This is a genomic window from Actinomadura rayongensis (genome assembly GCF_009831215.1).
Classification (GTDB): domain Bacteria; phylum Actinomycetota; class Actinomycetes; order Streptosporangiales; family Streptosporangiaceae; genus Spirillospora; species Spirillospora rayongensis.
The window spans coordinates 264,960-282,694 of sequence record NZ_WUTW01000007.1 but is presented as its reverse complement, the minus strand read 5'-3'; the positions used below and the strand labels follow the sequence as shown (position 1 = coordinate 282,694).

Annotated in this window: 15 protein-coding genes; 13 read left to right on the top strand and 2 right to left on the bottom strand. The window is 69.6% G+C overall.

The window, feature by feature from the left end:
- The first annotated feature begins 30 nt into the window (after positions 1-30).
- A complete protein-coding gene (locus GQ466_RS26300; RefSeq protein WP_202421129.1) occupies positions 31-465 on the top strand; it encodes a flavin reductase family protein in 435 nt (144 codons plus the stop codon).
- Between the two features lie 39 nt (positions 466-504).
- On the opposite strand, the gene GQ466_RS26295 is transcribed toward GQ466_RS26300, so the two are convergent.
- Positions 505-1,320, bottom strand: a complete 816-nt coding sequence (locus GQ466_RS26295) for an IclR family transcriptional regulator (protein WP_161105710.1) — start codon at positions 1,318-1,320, stop codon at positions 505-507.
- A gap of 173 nt (positions 1,321-1,493) precedes the next feature.
- Between GQ466_RS26295 and GQ466_RS26290 the strand changes: the two genes are divergently transcribed.
- The 9 genes from GQ466_RS26290 (at position 1,494) to nikE (ending at position 13,320) form a co-directional block, all read left to right on the top strand.
- Positions 1,494-2,414, top strand: a complete 921-nt coding sequence (locus GQ466_RS26290) for a VOC family protein (protein ID WP_161105709.1) — start codon at positions 1,494-1,496, stop codon at positions 2,412-2,414.
- An 11-nt stretch (positions 2,415-2,425) separates the two neighbouring features.
- Positions 2,426-3,346, top strand: coding sequence for a VOC family protein (locus tag GQ466_RS26285; RefSeq protein WP_161105708.1), 921 nt, complete (start codon positions 2,426-2,428; stop codon positions 3,344-3,346).
- 35 nt (positions 3,347-3,381) lie between these two features.
- Positions 3,382-4,014, top strand: a complete 633-nt coding sequence (locus GQ466_RS26280) for a nuclear transport factor 2 family protein (RefSeq protein WP_161105707.1) — start codon at positions 3,382-3,384, stop codon at positions 4,012-4,014.
- Between the two features lie 74 nt (positions 4,015-4,088).
- Positions 4,089-5,306, top strand: a complete 1,218-nt coding sequence (locus GQ466_RS26275) for an acyl-CoA dehydrogenase family protein (RefSeq protein ID WP_161105706.1) — start codon at positions 4,089-4,091, stop codon at positions 5,304-5,306.
- A gap of 25 nt (positions 5,307-5,331) precedes the next feature.
- Positions 5,332-6,669, top strand: coding sequence for an amidohydrolase family protein (locus GQ466_RS26270; RefSeq protein ID WP_161105705.1), 1,338 nt, complete (start codon positions 5,332-5,334; stop codon positions 6,667-6,669).
- 89 nt (positions 6,670-6,758) lie between these two features.
- The gene (locus tag GQ466_RS26265; protein ID WP_161105704.1) at positions 6,759-7,910 is read left to right on the top strand and encodes an FAD-dependent oxidoreductase; all 1,152 of its coding nucleotides are present in this window, start codon (positions 6,759-6,761) and stop codon (positions 7,908-7,910) included.
- 347 nt (positions 7,911-8,257) lie between these two features.
- On the top strand, positions 8,258-9,799 hold the full coding sequence (locus GQ466_RS26260; RefSeq protein ID WP_161105703.1) for an ABC transporter substrate-binding protein: 1,542 nt from the start codon (positions 8,258-8,260) through the stop codon (positions 9,797-9,799).
- Between the two features lie 27 nt (positions 9,800-9,826).
- A complete protein-coding gene (locus tag GQ466_RS26255) occupies positions 9,827-10,765 on the top strand; it encodes an ABC transporter permease (protein ID WP_161105702.1) in 939 nt (312 codons plus the stop codon).
- The gene (nikE, locus tag GQ466_RS26250; protein ID WP_161105701.1) at positions 10,762-13,320 is read left to right on the top strand and encodes an ABC transporter ATP-binding protein/permease; all 2,559 of its coding nucleotides are present in this window, start codon (positions 10,762-10,764) and stop codon (positions 13,318-13,320) included. The genes GQ466_RS26255 and nikE overlap by 4 nt, the downstream gene beginning before the upstream one ends.
- Positions 13,321-13,377: 57 nt before the next feature.
- On the opposite strand, the gene GQ466_RS26245 is transcribed toward nikE, so the two are convergent.
- Complete coding sequence (locus GQ466_RS26245; protein ID WP_161105700.1) at positions 13,378-14,622, bottom strand: TetR/AcrR family transcriptional regulator; 1,245 nt, start codon at positions 14,620-14,622, stop codon at positions 13,378-13,380.
- A 254-nt stretch (positions 14,623-14,876) separates the two neighbouring features.
- Here GQ466_RS26245 and GQ466_RS26240 point away from each other — a divergent pair, with 254 nt between their 5' ends.
- From GQ466_RS26240 to GQ466_RS26225, 3 genes are all read left to right on the top strand, one after another.
- Positions 14,877-15,170 carry a VOC family protein gene (locus tag GQ466_RS26240; protein ID WP_202421128.1) on the top strand — a complete coding sequence of 98 codons (294 nt, stop codon included), beginning with the start codon at positions 14,877-14,879 and terminating at the stop codon, positions 15,168-15,170.
- A gap of 812 nt (positions 15,171-15,982) precedes the next feature.
- Positions 15,983-16,909: an ATP-binding cassette domain-containing protein gene (locus tag GQ466_RS26230; RefSeq protein WP_161105699.1), complete on the top strand. Its 927-nt coding sequence runs from the start codon at positions 15,983-15,985 to the stop codon at positions 16,907-16,909.
- Positions 16,906-17,718 (top strand): ABC transporter permease, encoded by an 813-nt coding sequence (locus GQ466_RS26225; protein ID WP_161105698.1) that lies wholly within the window; start codon positions 16,906-16,908, stop codon positions 17,716-17,718. The genes GQ466_RS26230 and GQ466_RS26225 overlap by 4 nt, the downstream gene beginning before the upstream one ends.
- Positions 17,719-17,735 lie beyond the last annotated feature (17 nt).

The window sequence follows — 17,735 nt, the reverse complement described above, 5'->3', positions numbered from 1 at the left end:
GACCCCAGGAGCCTGCGGTACGCGTACAGCATGTTCCCCAGCGGCGTCACGGCGGTCTGCGCGATCGTCGACGGCGCTCCGGTCGGCGTGGCGGCCAGCAGCTTCACCTCCGTGTCCCTCGACCCGCCGCTGGTGTCGGTGTGCATGGCGCACACGTCCACGACCTGGCCGACGCTCCGGTCGGCTCCCCGGATCGGGGTGAGCGTGCTGGGCGGCCACCACGGGGGCGTCGCCCGGCAACTGGCCGCGCGCGGCACCGACCGCTTCGCCGACGTCACCTACGAGGTCATCGACGGGGCGATCGTGCTGCCTGACGCCGCGATGTCGGCGGTCTGCTCGCTCGAGCACGAGTTCACCGCGGGAGACCACGTGATCGCGGTGCTGCGGGTGCACACGGTCGACCCGCATCCGGAGGTCAAACCGATCGTCTTCCACGCCAGCGAGTTCCGGGAGCTCGCGGGATGAACCGGCGGACGGGCGAACGTCGCCGGCGACCGGCCGGACCTAGTCCGCGGCGGGCTCGGGCAGAGCCGACCACTGCGCGGCGGTCGGCCCGCCGAGTTCGACCGAGATGCGGTCCGTGGCGTCCCGTAGATGCTCCGCGACCGACGCCAGCACCTCGGGACGCGCCAGACGGGCGAGGACCGTCGAGGCGATCACCACGGCGAGCAGGCCGCCGGGTCCGAAAACGGGCGCGGCCAGAACCCTCAGCCCCGGCAGGACGGCCCCCTGCGTCTCGGCGATCCCCTCCGCCCGGACCTGGCGGACGATCGCGGACAACTCCTCGTCCCGAAGGGCCGACGACTCCTTGTACCGCTGCTGGGTCTCCAGGACCGGCTGGGTGATGGACGTCGGCATGTAGGCCAGGAAGACCCGTCCGACGGACGAGTCGACCAGCGGCAATGTCGACCCGACGCGCGCGATGATGGGCAGCGGGTGCCGCCCGTACTCCCATCGGACGATCGTCGGCCCGTTGTCGGCCCAGACCGTGACGTTGACGGCGTGCCCGGTCGCGTTCCGCAGTTCGGCCGCGTATCGCGTGGCGATGCCGACGTCGTCCGCCCTGCGCATGGCCTCCAGCCCCAGACGTCTGGCCGCCGGACCGAGGTCGTACCAACCGGTGCTGACGTCCTGGACGACCAGGCCGACGCGGATGAGGCTGACCAGGTAGCGGTGGGCCGTGCTCGGGCTCATGCCCGCCTCGTTGGCCACACCGGTCAAGGGGGCCGGTCCGCCCAGGTTCTCCAGCGCCTCGAGCGCGCGCATCGCGACCTCGACCGACTGGATGCCCTGCGACTGACCGTTGGATCTGCCCGCCATCAATCCCTCCACAACGCGGCTGTGCCGCCGATGATTTCACCGCTCGCCGAGGGCGGCGAACAGGCCGTCTCAAAGTTTCCACATTCTGGATTGATTTAACTATTTCAGAAGGCTACCTTGGACGGCAGGCGTCCATCCAAGTGAGGGAGATCACATCCATGGTTGCTCACCGCGTGATTCGGCTGGTCCGCGACGTGGTCGACTACGACGCCACGCGGACCTTCTACCGGGAGTTCGGGCTCACCGAGACCACCCCCGGAACGTTCGCGTCCGCAGTCGGCGGCGAACAGCTCGAACTCCGGCCGGCGGAAGTGCCGGCCGTGGTCCGCATCGACATCGCCGTGGAGCAGGACTCCGACCTCGACGACATCGCGGCCCGGCTGCTGAGGCTGGGCGCGGCGCCGGTACGGACGAAGACGCACCTTGAGGCCCGTGAGCCGGTCAGCGGCGTTCTGGTGCGGCTCCTGGTCGAAGACAGGCTCGCCCGCGATGCGCCCCGGCGACAGACCGAACTCCGCCGCGACGATCTCGTGCCGCACGAGCCGGTACGGCCGCAGCGGCTCGGGCACGTCGTTCTCGGCTGCGCCGACGTCGAGGAGGCCAAGCACTTCTTCCTGGACGGCATCGGCATGCGCCTGTCGGACTACGTGACGAGCGGGCCGTTCATGCGGTTCGACACCGACCATCACAACATCGTCTTGATCCCCGCCCCGTTCACTTTGCTGCACCACACGGCGTGGAAGGTCCGGTCGGTCGACGAGATCGGCAACGGCGGGTCGCAGATGATCGCCAACCATCCCCACCGCCATGCCTGGGGCCTGGGCCGTCACGCCGCCAGCGCCAACTACTTCTGGTATCTGCGGGACCCGTCCGGCGCGTTCGCCGAGTACTACTACTCCGACATGGACGAGCGGGCCCCCGACCGGTTCTTCTGGGACCGCCTCCCCGACCAGCCGGAGCTGCCGGTCGCGGTGTGGGCGTCGCCGTCGTTGGAGCAGGCGCCGCTCGCGGCCCCGCTGCGAGGGGTCCCCACGGTCCCCGAGGAGATGCCGGCCCCCCTTCTCGAAACCCACCCCGGCCCCTCCGGCCGTTAAGGAGGCACATCATGAGCGTCACCGGACTGCTCGGCTTCGGAATGACGGTTCCCTCGCTCAGCGAGGCGCAGGACTTCTACGCGGCGTTCGGGCTCGTCGCGCACGAACACGACAAGGCCGTCGTGATGCGGTGCGCCGGCCGCGACCAGGACCAGATCACCCTCGTGGAGGGTGCGGAGAAGTCGATCGGCTACATGTCCTTCAGCTACCGGCCGGGCGAACTGGGCGAGCTGAAGGCCCGGCTCGCCCGGCGCGGGATCGACGAGTGCGACCCCATGCCCGGTGTGCTCGCGAACGGTTTCTGGTTCCGCGATCCGTACGGGATCCTCGTCAACGTCCGCACCGACCCGCCCGCGCCGCCGCGCGCGGCGCCCGCCACGCCGATCAACGTGGCCGGAAGCTACCCGCGGGTCGACGAGGCGCGGTGGCACCAGCTCTGGAGCGGCAAGGACGAGCCGGTCAAGCCGCGCCGGATGGGCCACACCATCCTGTTCACCCCCGACATCGAGGGTTCGGAGACCTTCTACCGCGAGGTCCTGGGATTCAAGCTGTCGGACAAGAACCCGGGCATCGTCACCTTCCTCAACAGCGGCGGCGGCGACCACCACGTCTTCGGGTTCATCCAGAGCAGCCACTCGGGACTGCACCACACGAGCTTCGAGGTCGCCGACATCGACGAGATCGCGATGGGCGCGCGGCAGATGGCCGAGCGCGGGCACGCCGTCGGCTGGGGACTGGGCCGCCACACCATGGGCTCGAACCTCTTCCACTACGTGCGCGACCCCTGGGGTAGTTGGACGGAGTACTTCACCGACATCGACCAGATCACCGAGGACTGGGAGCCGCGCGAGTGGGACGTCCCGCCCGCGGTGTGGTGCCCGGCGATGCCCACCGACTTCGCCGCCAACCTCGAGCCGGACCGGCGCGCGTAGGCGCCGGCGCAGCGACGACGGCCAGGGAGATCACGATGAATCCGCTCGCTCCACCCGCTCCCGCGACGCTCCTGGCCTCCTACGAGGTCGCGGCGCTCGTCGCCGGGGAACGGCACTGGCGCGACCGCGGCGACTGGGAATCGATGGCGCAGGCCTACCACGGCGAATCCTGGGTCAGGCTGGCCTGGTTCGAAGGAACGGGAGCCGAGTTCGTCGAGGCGTCCCGCAGCGGCGGCAGGGGCGGCACGACCAGGCACCGGCTCTCGCCCAGCGTCGTCTGCGTCCGCGGCGGCCGGGCGGTCGCCGAGACCGGTGTCCTGGTCGAGACGCGCACCGCGCACAGCGGCATCGCCGTCGACCTGACCGTCGCCTGCCGCTACCTGACCCTGCTGAGAAGAGACGGCGGCATCTGGCGGATCTCCCGGGTGGAGACCATCTGCGAACGTGACGCCATCGCCCCGGTCATGCCGGGGGAGGTGCTGGAGATGGATCCTCAGCGGCTGGCCCGCTACCGGCCGTCCTACCGCTTCCTGAGCTACAGCCTCTCCTGCAACGGCATCGACCCGCCGCCCGACCTCCCCGGAGACGACCGCCCCGACCTCTGCGCACCGCTCTACCAGGCGGCGGAGGACTGGCTCGCGGCGGCCTCGAACGGCAGCGGCGTGTAAAGCCCACCCACGTTGAGCAGAGCCGCCCGCGACCCGGACCGTCAGGGCGGCCTCCATCCCGAGGAGACAAGCGCATGAGCATCGCATCATCCACGCCACCGACCGCCGGGGACGCCGAACGGCCGTCGCTCGATGAACTGATGAGCCGGGCCGCCGCGCTCCGACCGGTGATCGCCGAACGGGCGGCGCGGACCGAGGCCGACCGCCGCGTGTCCGGCGACGTCATCGCACTGCTCGACGAGCAGGGCCTGCTGTCGATGGTCAAGCCGGCCCGGTTCGGCGGCTATGAGTACGGGCCCACCGCCATGGTGCGGCTGGGCTACGAGCTCGGCCAGGCGTGCGGGAGCACCGCCTGGTGCGCGGCCCTGGCGAACTGCAACGCGCTGTTCACCTCCTACTGGAGCCTGAGCGCCCAGCAGGACGTGTGGGGCCGGGCACCGCGCAACCTGGTCGCCGCGCCGCTCGCCCCGACGGGCAAGTGCGAACGCGTCGAGGGCGGGTTCCGGGTCTGGGGGAGCTGGCCGTTCGCGAGCAACTGCGAGAACTCCCAGTGGACGGTCCTGTCCGCCCCCGTCCCCCCGGGACAGGAAGAACCCGGCGGTCCCGCCTGGTTCCTGACCCCCATGTCGACGGTGAGCGTCGACCAGGACACCTGGCACATGGCCGGGCTCCAGGGCACCGGCAGTAAGACGCTGCGCGTCGACGAGCCGATCTTCATCCCCGACCACCGCATGGTCCGGATGAGCGACGTCGTCGCGGTCACGACGCCCGGCACGCTGGTCGAGGACAATCCGCTGGCCCGGTTCGGCTGGTCGACCTTCGGTGCGACGGCGCTGGTCGCGCCGCTTCTCGGCATGGCCCGGGGCGCCCTGGACTGGTACGTCGACAACATGCGCTCCAAGATCCGTCCGGGCGCCGCCGCGTCCGCCGCCGAGCATCCCTTCGTCCAGGAGCGGGCCGGACGGGCCGAGGCGATGATCGACGCCGCGCTCACGCTGGTGCTGCGCGACCTCGCCGAGGCGGAGACCGTCATCTTCGCCGGCGGAACCCTCGAGCAGGAGCAGCGGATCCGACTGCGGCGCGACTGCGGGTTCGCCGCACGTCAGGCCGTGGAAGCCGTCAACTCCCTCTACGAGGCCTCCGGCGCGAGCGCGGCCGACCTGTCACGACCGATCCAGCGGTTCTGGCGCGACGTCAACGCCGGCGCGAACCACGTCAGCCTCGACGAGCGGGCGATCATGGCGACGGCCGGCCAGCACCTGTTCGGGCTCAAGCCCACGGGCCAGTTCTGACCGCGGCCGATCAAGGAGATCGACGATGACAGCGACGGGAACCCTCCTCATCACCAACGGCGCGGTGGTGACCGCCGATCCCGCGATCGGCGACCTGACGCGCGCCGACATCCTGGTACGCGACGGCGTGATCGCCGAAATCGGCCCGGACCTGCGCGCCGAAGCCGACGACACCATCGACGCGACCGACATGATCGCCATCCCCGGGCTCGTGGACGGCCACCGCCACATGTGGGAGGGGCTGCTGCGCAACTGCCTGCCCGACGGCGACATCGACGACTACTTCGCCGTCGTCAACGGCGAGTTGGCGCCCGCCTACACCGCCGAGGACGCCTACCTCGGGGAACTGCTCACCGCCTACGGCGCCGTGGACGCCGGGGTGACGACCGTCCTGGACTGGTCCCATATCCAGACCGGCCCCGCCCACACCGACGCGGTCATCCAGGCCCTGCGCGAGGTCGGCCTCCGGACGGTCTTCGCCTTCGGCCCGCCCGGCGACCAGCAGGCCGACCACCGGTGGCCGCAGGACGTCAAACGGCTGCGCAACGAGGTCTTCACCCGGGACGACGACCTGATCACGCTCGGGCTGGCGACCTTCTCACCCGAGCACCAGCCCTACGACGTCGCCAAGGAGCACTTCCAGCTCGCCCGCGACGTCGACGCGCTGATCACCGTGCACGCCGGCCTCAACGGACTGGGCGAGCCGGGCCAGATCGAGCGTTTCGGCCGCGAGGGCCTGCTGGGCCCGGACGTCAACCTCATCCACTGCAACACCCTCAGCAGCGAGGAGTGGCGCATCATCGCCGACACCGGCACCTCGGTGTCCATCACCCCCTCCACCGAGATGCAGATGGGGCAGGGGATCCCGCCGCTGCGCCAGGCGCTGCGCGCGGGCGTCCTGCCCAGCGTCGGCGTCGACGTCGAGGTGTCGGCCGCGACCGATCTGTGGACCCAGCTCAGGATCCTGTTCTCCCTGGAGCGCTCCCAGGTGCTGGAGGACCGCTACAAGGGCCTCAACCCCGAACCGCCCATGACCTCGGCGCAACTGCTGCAGTGCGCGACGTCCGCGGGCGCCGCCGCCTGCCGTCTGGCCGACAGGATCGGCACGCTCGCGGCGGGAAGGCAGGCGGACATCGTCCTGCTGCGCACCGACCAGATCAACACGATGCCGGTGAACGACCTCACCTCGGTGGTCGTCCACAACACCGATCCGCGCAACGTCGACACCGTGATCGTGGCCGGACGGGTCCGCAAACGCGACGGATCGCTGGTCGGCGTGGACCTCGCCGACCTGCGCGGGCGTGTGCGCGAGGCCCGGTCCCGGGTGTTCACCGCCGCCGGACGCGCGTCCGCGGGCCTGTAGCCGACCACGCCGCCGCGCCGCCGCCGATCGCGGTGACCACGCGGCTTCCCCACCCCCTCCTCACCGTCTAGTCATCCAAGGAGTCCCCCATGTCCCAACATCACGACATCGTCATCGTCGGAGGCGGCCTGTCAGGACTGATGCTGGCACGCATCCTCCACGTCAACGGCGTCGAGGCCGTCGTCCTCGAAGCGGAGAAGGCGCGGGACTACCGTTCCCAGGGCCGCCTCCTCGACATCCACGCGGAGACCGGCCAGGCCGCGCTGCGCGCCGCGGGCCTGTACGAGGGGTTCCTCGCCGCCTACCAAAAGGGCGCCGAAGCGACCCGCATCGTGGACAAGCACGGCGAGATCTGCATGGACGAGGCCGACGAGGGACGCATGGCCCGGCCCGAGATCACCCGCCTCGACCTGCGGAACCTGCTGCTCGACTCCCTCCCCGAGACGACGGTCCGCTGGAACTCCTATGTACCGCGCGTCGAGTCCCTCGGCGACGGCACCCACCGCGTGCACCTGGAGGACGGAAGCACGCTCACCACCCGGCTGCTCGTCGGCGCGGACGGCGCCTGGTCGAACGTCCGGCCGCTGGTGTCGTCGGCCCAGCCCGCCTACTGCGGAGTCTCCTTCGTGGAGGCCAACATCCACGACGCCGACACCAGGAGCCCGGGCGCCGCGAAGCTCTCCGGACCGGGCATGCTGTTCGCGCTCGATGACGAGAAGGGCTTCCTCACCCACCGCACCAGCGACGGCGAACTGCACGTCTACTACGCGCTCAAAGTCGCCGAGAACTGGCTGGACACCGTCGACTACTCGAACGCCGAGGCGGTCCGGGCCATGCTCCGGGACCAGTTCGACGGCTGGGATCCGCGGCTGCGGGCGATGGTCGAGGACGCCGACGCTCCGTTCGTCCCGCGCAAGCTCTACGCACTGCCCGTCGGGCTCCGCTGGGAGTCCAAGCCCGGCGTGACGCTGGTGGGCGATGCCGCCCACCTCATGTCACCGTTCGCCGGAGAAGGCGCCAACATCGCCCTTCACGACGGCTGGGAACTGGCCGAGGCCATCCTGGGCTCCGACGACGTCGACCAGGCCGTGGCGGCCTACGAACTCACCATGTTCGACCGCGGCAAGGCGATGGCCGAGCTGAGCGCCGACAACCTCCACATGTGCTTCGAACCCAACGCGGCGCAGGCGGTCAAGAAGCGGATCGACGCCTTCAGGGAGGAAGCGGAGGCCAAAAGCTGACCCGCGACCTCGCGTACGCCCTCCCGCGGGTCATCCCCGCCAGATGAACGGAGGCGACGACAACGGCGGATCTGCTACCGCCTGAACATCGAGAAGCCGACCTCGGACACCCAGTTTCTGGGCCGTGCCCGAGGTCGGCTTCTCGCGCTTTCCTGCTGGAATGCCTCTCTGACCTGCACAAATGTCGATCGGAGTATTGACAGACCTCGGAGTGAAAGTTACGGTAACCCCACCTTTTATCGACAATAACGGGGATTATCGGTAAGGGGGCTTCATCACACCCCACCCGCGACCGAAGCGTCGAGGCACTTCCGCATCCGGTCGCCGCTCACCCGAGGAGCACTGCAGTGAACCGATCGATCAGGCTCGCCAAGGTCAGGAGAGCCATCGGGGCCTCGTTGGCGTCGATGGGGCTCATCTACGCGACCGCCGCGTGCGGTGCCGGCTCGGGTTCGAGCGCGGCGGATCGGACCGTCGTCCTCGCGACCCCGACTGATCTCACCAACTGGGACCCCGCCGTCGGCGGCGACGACCTGGCGACCCTGTTCTTTCAGACGGTCTTCTCGCCGCTGCTGACGGTGAACGTGGACCTGACCGTGAGCCCCGGCATCGCCTCGGTGTACTCCTACAACGGGACCCAGACCTCGCTCACCCTCACCATCCCGGCCGGCCAGAGGTTCTCCGACGAGACGCCGCTCGACGCCGACGCGGTGAAACGGAACCTGGACCGCACCATGAAGACCAAGGGCGGCTCCGCGACGTCCCTCGCCAACATCACGTCGGTGACGGTGAAGTCGCCGACCGAGGTCGTCATCGACCTCAAGGCGCCGGACCCGGGTCTGCTGTTCGCCCTCGGCCGCGCTCCGGGAATGATGGTGAGCCCCAGGGCCTTCGGCAACGCCAAGATCACTCCGGTCGGGAGCGGCCCGTACGTCCTCGACCAGCACGCCTCGACCCGCGGTTCGAGGTACGTCTTCGCCCGCAACCCGGCCTACCCCCACCCCGAACGGTACGGCTTCGACAAGGTCGAGTTGCGTCCCATGCGGGACTTCAACGCCATGATCGCGGCGACGACGAGCAAGCAGGTCGATGTGGGGGGAGTCGCCGCCGACGGTGTCGAACCCGCCAAGGCCGCGGGACTCACCGTGAAGGCGATGCCATCGAACGTGATCGGGATGTGGCTGGTGGACCGCGGCGGCGAGCTCGCCAAGCCGCTCGCCGACGTCCGGGTGCGTCAGGCCATCAACCATGCTCTGGACGCCGACGGATTCATCAAGGCGATCTCCAAGGGAGGAGGCACCCGTACGACGCAGATGTTCGCCGTCGCGTCCCAGTCCTACGACGCCTCGCTCGATTCCCGCTACCCCTACGACCCCGCTCGGGCCAGGCAGTTGTTGGCCGAGGCGGGCTACCCGCACGGGTTCGAGCTCAAGATGCCGAGCGAGAACGCCTTCGAGCCGGCCTACTACCCGATCGTCCAGAAGCAGCTCGCTGCGGTCGGCATCAAGGTGACCTACATACCGGTGGCCGCCAACCAGATCGCCGACCGCTATCTCGGCGGAGAGTTCCCCGCCTTCATGTGGACCTACTCGCCCAGCGACAACTGGCTGGATGCGACCTATCTGCTGTCCAAGAACGGGATCTACAACCCCTTCCACACCGACGACCGCAAGGTCACCGGTCTTCTGGCGCGCATCCAGAAGGCTCCCCGGGCGCAGCAGCAGCCGCTGTTCCAGCAGCTCAACCGGTACGTCGTCGAGCAGGCGTGGTTCGCGCCGCTCAACATCGACCCCGTCTACATCACCTGGAAGCCCGACAAGGTGAAGGGGACCATCGGCGACAAGCAGATGTTCATCGACCTGCGCGACTTCCAGCCGCTGGCCGGCTGAACGTCCCCGCGCGAAGGAATCGCTCACATGCTCGTCTATCTGGCCCGGAGGGTCGGCGTCGCCTTCGTCGTCCTCATCGCCGTCACGTTCCTGACCTTCGTGATGCTCCATCTCCTGGCCGACCCGGTTCGCGAGATCGTCGGCCGCTCGGCCACCCCCGACCAGGTCGCGGCCAAACGCGCGGAGCTGGGGCTGAACGACCCGATCGTCTCCCGGTACGGGTCCTGGCTGGCCGACGCGAGCCGGGGGAACCTCGGCACGTCCTGGTTCACCGGGATCCCGGTCACCGAGACCATCGGCTCCGCGCTGCCCGTCACGGTCTCCGTGGCGTTGCTGGCGACGGCCACCTCGGCCGCACTCGGCGTCCTCGCCGGGATGGCCGCGGCATTCCGCCGCGGCTGGATCGACAAAGCGCTCCAGACCGCCACGGGAGTCGCGTTCTCCGTCCCGGCACTGTGGGTGGCGCTCCTGCTGGTGATCGTCTTCGCGATCCGCCTGCACTGGCTCCCGGCGACCGGCTACACCCCGTTCGCCCAATCGCCTCTCGGTTGGGCCCGCTCGCTCGTCCTGCCCGTGATCGCCCTGTCCCTGAGCCCGGTGGCGGCGATCGCCAACCAGACCAGGAGCGATGTCGCGACGATCATGCAGCAGGACTTCTTCCGCACACTGCGAAGCCGGGGACTACCGCGGCGCCGGTTGCTGTTCAGGCACCTGCTGCGCAACGCCGCGCCCAAGACCCTCACCATCGTGGGTCTGCAGTTCATCGCTCTGTTCGGCGGAACGCTGGTCGTGGAGGAGATCTTCGCGATGCCCGGCCTGGGCATCGTCACCGGCTCCAGCGCGCTGCGCGCCGACGTCCCGGTCGTCCTCGGCGTCGTCCTGGTCAGCACGCTCCTGGTGGTAGCGGTGAACCTCTTCGTCGACCTCGCCGTCGGCTGGCTCGATCCCAAGGAGCGTCAGCATTGATCACCGTTCGCACGCTCCGCCCCACGCTTCTGGTCTCCGCCGGCTTCCTGCTCGTGCTGGCGTTGGCCGCGGTCGCGGCCCCGCTGCTCGCTCCTCACCCGCCCGACGCCGTCGACATCGATCACGTGCTGGCCGGGCCGTCGTTCCACTATCCGCTGGGGACCGACAGTTCGGGCCGGGACGTCTTGTCCCGCCTGCTGTACGGGGCGCGGCTCAGCCTCTTCGGGGCGCTGATCGCTGCCGTCGTCGCCGTCGTCCTGGGAGTTGTGTCCGGGCTGGTGTCGGGCTATCTCGGCGGACGGGTGGACTCCGCGCTGACCTGGCTGGCGACCTTCGTCATGTCGCTGCCCACGATCATCGTGGTGCTGGCGTTCGTCGCCGCCGTCGGGCCGGGCATGGTGAGCACCATGCTGCTGCTCGGCGTCCTCGTGTCGCCGATGATGTTCCGGCTCATCCGCTCGTCGGTGAAGCAGGTGCGCAACGAGCCCTACATCGACGCCGCACGGGTCGCGGGCCTGTCGGAGACGCGGATTCTGCGGCGCCACGTCCTGGCCGTGGTCCTCCCGGTGGTCCTCGTCCAGACGCCGATCTTCTTCGGCGCCTCACTGCTCGTCCAGGCGGCCATCGACTTCCTCGGACTGGGGGAGCCGAACGCCGCCTCCTGGGGCGCGATGCTGAACGACGCCTCGGGGCACATCTACCAGGCGCCGTGGCTGTCCGTCTGGCCGGGCCTGGCGGTCACGGTCACCGTGCTGGCCGTCAGCTTCATCGGCAACAGCCTCCGCGACACCCTGGACGCCCCATCGGCGATGGCCTCCACCAGCCCGGGAGTCCGGGACCGGAGGCGAGCCGCCCGGCCGGTGGTCACGACCGCCGTCGATCCGCGGACGGCGGTGCTGGCCCTGTCGGGGCTGTCGGTCGTCCACCGCACCGCCACAGGCGAGTCCTCGGTCCTGCGCGATGTGAGCGTGGCGGTGCGGCGTGGCGAAGTGGTCGGCATCATCGGGGAATCCGGTTCGGGCAAGACCCAGACCGTGCTCGCGGCGCTCAGGCTGCTCGCCGACTCCGGCCGGATCACCCAAGGCACGATCACCTTCTGCGGGCGGGACATCACCGGTCTGTCGGAGCGCGACATGAACGCACTGCGAGGCAGAAGGATCGGGTACGTGTCCCAGGACCCGATGTCCAACCTCGATCCCACCTTCCGGATCGGAAGCCAGCTCTGCGAACCGATGCGCGTGCACCTCGGGCTCTCACGCCGTCAGGCGCGCGCCCGTGCCCTGGACCTGCTCCAGCGGGTCGGCATTCCCCGGCCGTACCGGGTCTACCGGTCCTTCCCGCACGAGATCTCCGGCGGGATGGCCCAGCGCGTCCTCATCGCGGCGGCGATCGCCTGCGAGCCGGACCTGCTCATCGCGGACGAACCGACGACGGCACTCGACGCCAGCGTGCAGGCGGAGGTCCTGGACGTCCTGCGCTCGCTCCGGCAGGAGAAGGCGATGGCGGTCCTGCTGGCCACCCACGACCTCGGAGTCGTCGCCGACATCTGCGACCGGGTCGTGGTGATGAAGGACGGGGGAGTCGTCGAGGAGGGTCCGTCGGCCGACTTCTTCGCCCGTCCCCGCACGCCCTACGCGCAAGCCCTGCTCGCCGCCTGCAAGCGGGACGAACCGGGACCGCCCGCACTGTCGACCGACGGTTTCCCCTCCCTGCTCAAGGTCAGGGACCTCGACGTCGCCTACGTCCGTCCGGGCTTCGGCCGACCCGCGTTCAAGGTGCTGCGGGAGGTCTCCTTGGACCTGTGGCCCGGCGAGACACTCGGCCTCATCGGCGAATCAGGCTCAGGGAAGACGACCCTGGGCAGGGCCGTCCTGGGCCTGGTGAACCCCGACGCCGCCGCGGACATCCGTTTCGCGGGGCAGACGCTCACCCGCCTGTCCCGCGCGGACCGGCGTTGGGCCGGCCGCCCGATCCAGGCCGTCTTCCAGGACCCGCTGGGCTCGCTCAATCCGGCCATGACCATCGAGAGCATCCTCGTCGAACCGCTCCTCGCCGACGGAGGCACGCTCGACCCGGCCACGGCGCGGCGCCGCGTCCGCGAGCTCCTCGACCGGGTCCATCTCCCCGCCGACATCGGTCAGCGGCGAGCGCGTGAACTGTCCGGCGGACAGCGCCAACGCGTGTCCATCGCCCGGGCGCTGGTCCTCGGGCCGAAGCTGATCGTCTGCGACGAGCCGGTCAGCGCGCTCGACGCCACGACCCAGGCACAGGTCATCGACCTGCTCAAGGAGATCCAACGCGACACCGGCGTCGCCTACCTGCTCATCTCGCACGACCTCGGCGTGGTGCGGACCCTCTGCCACCGGGTGGCGGTGATGGCGGGCGGAAGGATCGTGGAGACGGGTGACACCGAGACGGTCATCAAGGCGCCGTCCCACCGCCACACGCGCCAGTTGCTCCTGTCCAGCCTGGTGCCCGATCCGCGTGAGCAGGCCGCACGAAGAACGGCCAGGCTCCAGGCGGCCGAGGCGGTGAGGACCGGACCTTCACGGTGACCTCGGAACATCTCGGATCCCGGCGCCGCCGGGATCCGAGACGGGCACCCTGACCGCTCAGCGTTGTGACGGCTCGATGAGGCAACGAGGCCAACCCTGTTCGAGGAGACGGGTGACGACGTCCAGAGTGAGCCGGGCATCGCCGGAGGTGCTGGCGAGGTCGGGAATCTGCAGGACGTACCTGGTCAGGAGCCGCGCGCCCGGATCGTCGGCGGGAAGCCCGCATTCCTCTGCTATCACCTCGGTGACGGCGTCCTGGGCCGTCCTCCAGGACTGGAGGACGTAGTCGGCCAGTTCGGGAGTGCCGCGGACGAGGTCGAGAACCCGCTGCTCATCGGGGGTGGGATCCGGTTTGAACGGGCCCCGCTGAGCCATATGGTCATGAAGACTGCGCAGGATCGTCCGGCCGGGGGCGCGGTGGCGCACGGCGTGGACGAGGTTCGCCGCCCGGTCCGTCCGGTCGCCGGGGAAGATCAGGCTGGCCTTCCCGTCAGGGAAATAGATGAACAGGGTCGCGGGCGAGACCCCTGCCGCTTCAGCGATCTGCCGGACGCCGACCTCGTCGTAGCCGTGCTCGGTGAACAGCTCCAGCGCGGTCCGGGTGATGGCGCGTCTGGTCTGCGCCTTCTTCCGCTCACGCAGACCGGGCGCCCGCGCGGTCCCGCCGCCGAGGGCCGCCTGCGCGCATTCGGGGTCGGTCGCCGGGATCGGCCCATCGCGTCGCGGTTCGGGCGCCTGCCACCCCTCGCGAAGCAGCGAGAACGCGGCATCGACCTCGTCGTGGAGATCGTCGGGCTGCCAGGAGGGAAGGGACTCCAGGACGAACCGGGCCACGGCCCGGGCCGCCTCCTCGGCGCCCGGAGCCTGCGGGCCGGCGTCCTGGATCGCCTGGGTCAGGGCCCGCTCGTGGCGCAGCCACCTGCGGCGGGCGTAGACGTTCAGCGCAGGAGTCGTGGCGACGAGCCGTAGGACCCCGGCCATCCGCGGATCGGCGGCGCTCTCACCGAAGTAGTCCGCAAGGAAGTCCTGCAAAGACCGCAGGACCGGCGTGCCGTCGCGGTGGTCGCGCACCGCGGAGACCAGGGCGGGCCGAAGATCGGCGTCTTCGTCGAAGACCAGGGACTCCTTGGTCGGGAAGTGCTTGAACAGGCCGCTCATCGACACGTCGGCCGCCTCGGCGACGTCCTTGACCGTGACCTCGTCGAAGCCGTGCTCGAGGAACAGGTCCAACGCCGCATCGGCGATCGCTTGCTTGGTGCGGGCCTTTTTGCGCTCTCGGCGTCCCACGGCGGCTTCGGCCATGCCCCGATGATACCGGCGGCATGGAACGGCCACTCCAGTGGAGCTGTTATGTTTTTAGAGCAACAGCACTGATGTACCGTGTCGGCGAGCCGGCTGCCCGCAGGCACGGACCGGGCCGCCATGGCGGGATCTGCCTTGCGTGTTCGGTGAGCGGATCACCGTCTCAGCAGACGCCCGGAGGCCACCGGAGCGGAATGGGTCGGCACGCCTGTCACGGTCATCGCGGTAGAGGACGTTCCCCGTCCTCTATGGCTGTGAGTCTTCCGTCATCACCCCGACCGCGTTCGGTCGGCCCACTGAAGGAGATCTCATGGCGATCAGTCTCGCTACGCACCACCCGCGAGAACGGCCTGACCACCACCGGCGAGCGGTTCTTCCTGTGCGCGCACGGCGAGACCCCCGACGAGGTCGCAGCACTGTGGGCCCGGCTCGCAGTCGGCGGGACCGTCGTCGAAGCCCTCGGTCCCGCTCCCTGGACCCCCGCCTTCGGCATGCTCACCGACCGCTTCGGCATCACCTGGATCCTCGACGCCACCCCCGAGCGCTGACCGGCGACGGATCCGTTCGAAACGAACGCCGGCGTGAGCAAGTCGTGCAGATCGGCCGTGACCTGCGCGACTCGCTGATCAACGCGGGCGGTATCGCTCTCGCCGGAGCCGGCATGTTCACCGAGCGGTACTTCCTCTACGTCGTCGCCGACGCCTTCGAACGCTACCCGGCGCTCGCCATGGCTACCCGGCTCGCTGCCTGCCGGCCGGTTTCCCAGTCCCGCCGTCGTCTGTCCGCTGTGCACCAAGGGTCAGGACAACCTGTGCATCAACACCGCTTACCCCGGCCACCAGGTCTTCGGCGGGTACGCGGAGTACATCAGCCGTTCCCAGCACGCCGTGCTCGCCATCCCCGAGAACGTCGGTTACGAGGCCGCGGCAGCGACCCTGTGGGCCGTGTTCGGCTGGGCGGCAGGATCGCGATTCTGGGTGCCCCCCTCAACGAACAGGGCTCCGATCTCAGGACGAGCGGCGAGGCGCTCATCGCCGGCGAACTTGACAGGTCGGCGATGCAACACAGGCCTCGGCGGCGTGGTCGATGGGTGTTCTCTCGCAGCCCGTTCCTGGCTTCAATCGGACCTTGATCAGCAGTGGTGGCACTCGGTCCGCGGTTCCGCCCCTTCCGGCACCCATCCCTCCAGCCGGTCCTCCCGGTATGACCCAAGGGATCCTCTTCGAGCCGCGCGGATGGCGAGAGAACGTGGTACCGGGGTACCGGGCGGGGCGGTAGATCGGTCCTGCGGTACCGGTTTTTCCCTGGAACCGGCTCCTAGCGTGGAAGGCGATCACTCAAGAGGAGCGGGGGCGAAAGCGTGATAGAAGCACGCGCACTCACGAAACGCTATGGAACCAAGACCGCCGTCGACAGAGTCGAGTTCTCCGTCCGACCGGGCGTGGTGACCGGATTCCTCGGACCCAATGGAGCCGGCAAGTCGACGACGATGCGCATGATCCTCGGGCTCGACAAGCCGACCGAAGGTACCGTGACGGTCCTGGGGCGGTCGTACACCGGCTTCCCCGCGCCGCTGACGGAGGTCGGGGCGCTTCTGGAGGCACGGTCGGTTCATCCCGGGCGCACGGCCCGCGCCCATCTGCAGGGCTTGGCCTACACCCACGGCATCCCCAAGAGCCGCGTCGAAGAGGTACTGGCGCTCGCCGGGCTCTCCGAGGTTGCGGGCAAACGAGCCGGCGGTTTCTCCCTCGGCATGGGACAACGACTGGGCATCGCCGCGGCCCTCCTGGGAGACCCGCAGGTCCTGATCCTTGACGAGCCCGTCAACGGTCTGGACCCCGAGGGAGTCCTCTGGGTGAGGAATCTCCTGACGGGGCTCGCGGCCGAGGGACGGACGATCTTCGTCTCTTCGCACCTCATGAGCGAGATGGCCCTGACCGCCCAACACCTGATCATCGTCGGGCGAGGCAGGGTCCTGGCCGACACCAGCCTGGAGGAGTTCGTCCGGACCGCGGGCGGAGATCGCGTCAAGGTCGTCTGCGCCGATCCGGGCAGGCTCAGCACCACGATCGCGGGGCCCGGCGTGGAGGTGACGGGGCGGGGCGAGGAACTGTCGATCGCCGGCCTCGGCGCCCGGGAGATCGGCACCGCCGCGGCCCGCGAAGGGATCGCCCTGTACGAGCTGACCGTGCAGAGCGTCTCGCTGGAGGAAGCGTTCATGGATCTGACCAGGGACGCCGTCGAATACCACGCCCGTAGTCTGGAGAGCGTCGGAGGCTCGCGATGACCACCGCCACCGTCATGACCACGCTCTCCCCGGCCGACCACCGCGTGACGGGCCCGCGCGTCCTGCGCTCGGAAACGGCCAAGGTCTGGTCGCTGCGATCAGCGAAGATCACCGTCGGGCTGGCGATGCTGTTCCTCGTCGTGTTCGGCTGGATCTTCTCGGGCACCTACGATCCGGCCTCCACCAACCAGGGCCCGGTCGACTACCAGGACGCGATAGGCATCTCCCTGGTCGGAGCGAACTTCGCCCAGCTGGTCCTCGGCGTCTTCGGAGTCCTGATCGCCGCCGGTGAGTATGGGACCGGCCTGATCCGGTCGACGTTCATGGCTGTGCCTCGGCGGTTGCCCGTGCTGTGGTCCAAGGCCGTGGTCGCAGGGGTGTGCGCACTGGTCGTCGGCACGGCGGGGGCCTTCGGCGCGTTCCTCATCGGATACGGTCTCCTGCCCGATGGGGTGCAGCTGCCCCTCACCGCGCCCGGCGTGCTCCGCTGCCTGTTCGGTGCGGGCATGTACCTCGGATTGGTCGCGGTGTTCGGAGTCGCCCTGGGCATGCTGCTGCGCAACGTCGCCGGAGGGATCACCCTGCTCGTCGCGGGACTGCTGCTCCTGCCCGAACTCGCCAACCTGCTGCCGAGATCGTGGAACACCACGATCGCCCCCTACCTGCCCGGACGAGCGGGCGGCGCGGTGATGATCCTGTACCCCGACCCTCAGTCACTGAGTCCGGGCGCCGGTCTCGCCGTCTTCGCGGCCTGGGTGGCGGTGACACTCGCGGCCGCGACATACCGTCTGAAGCGTACTGACGCCTGAATCCGGGGACGGCGACC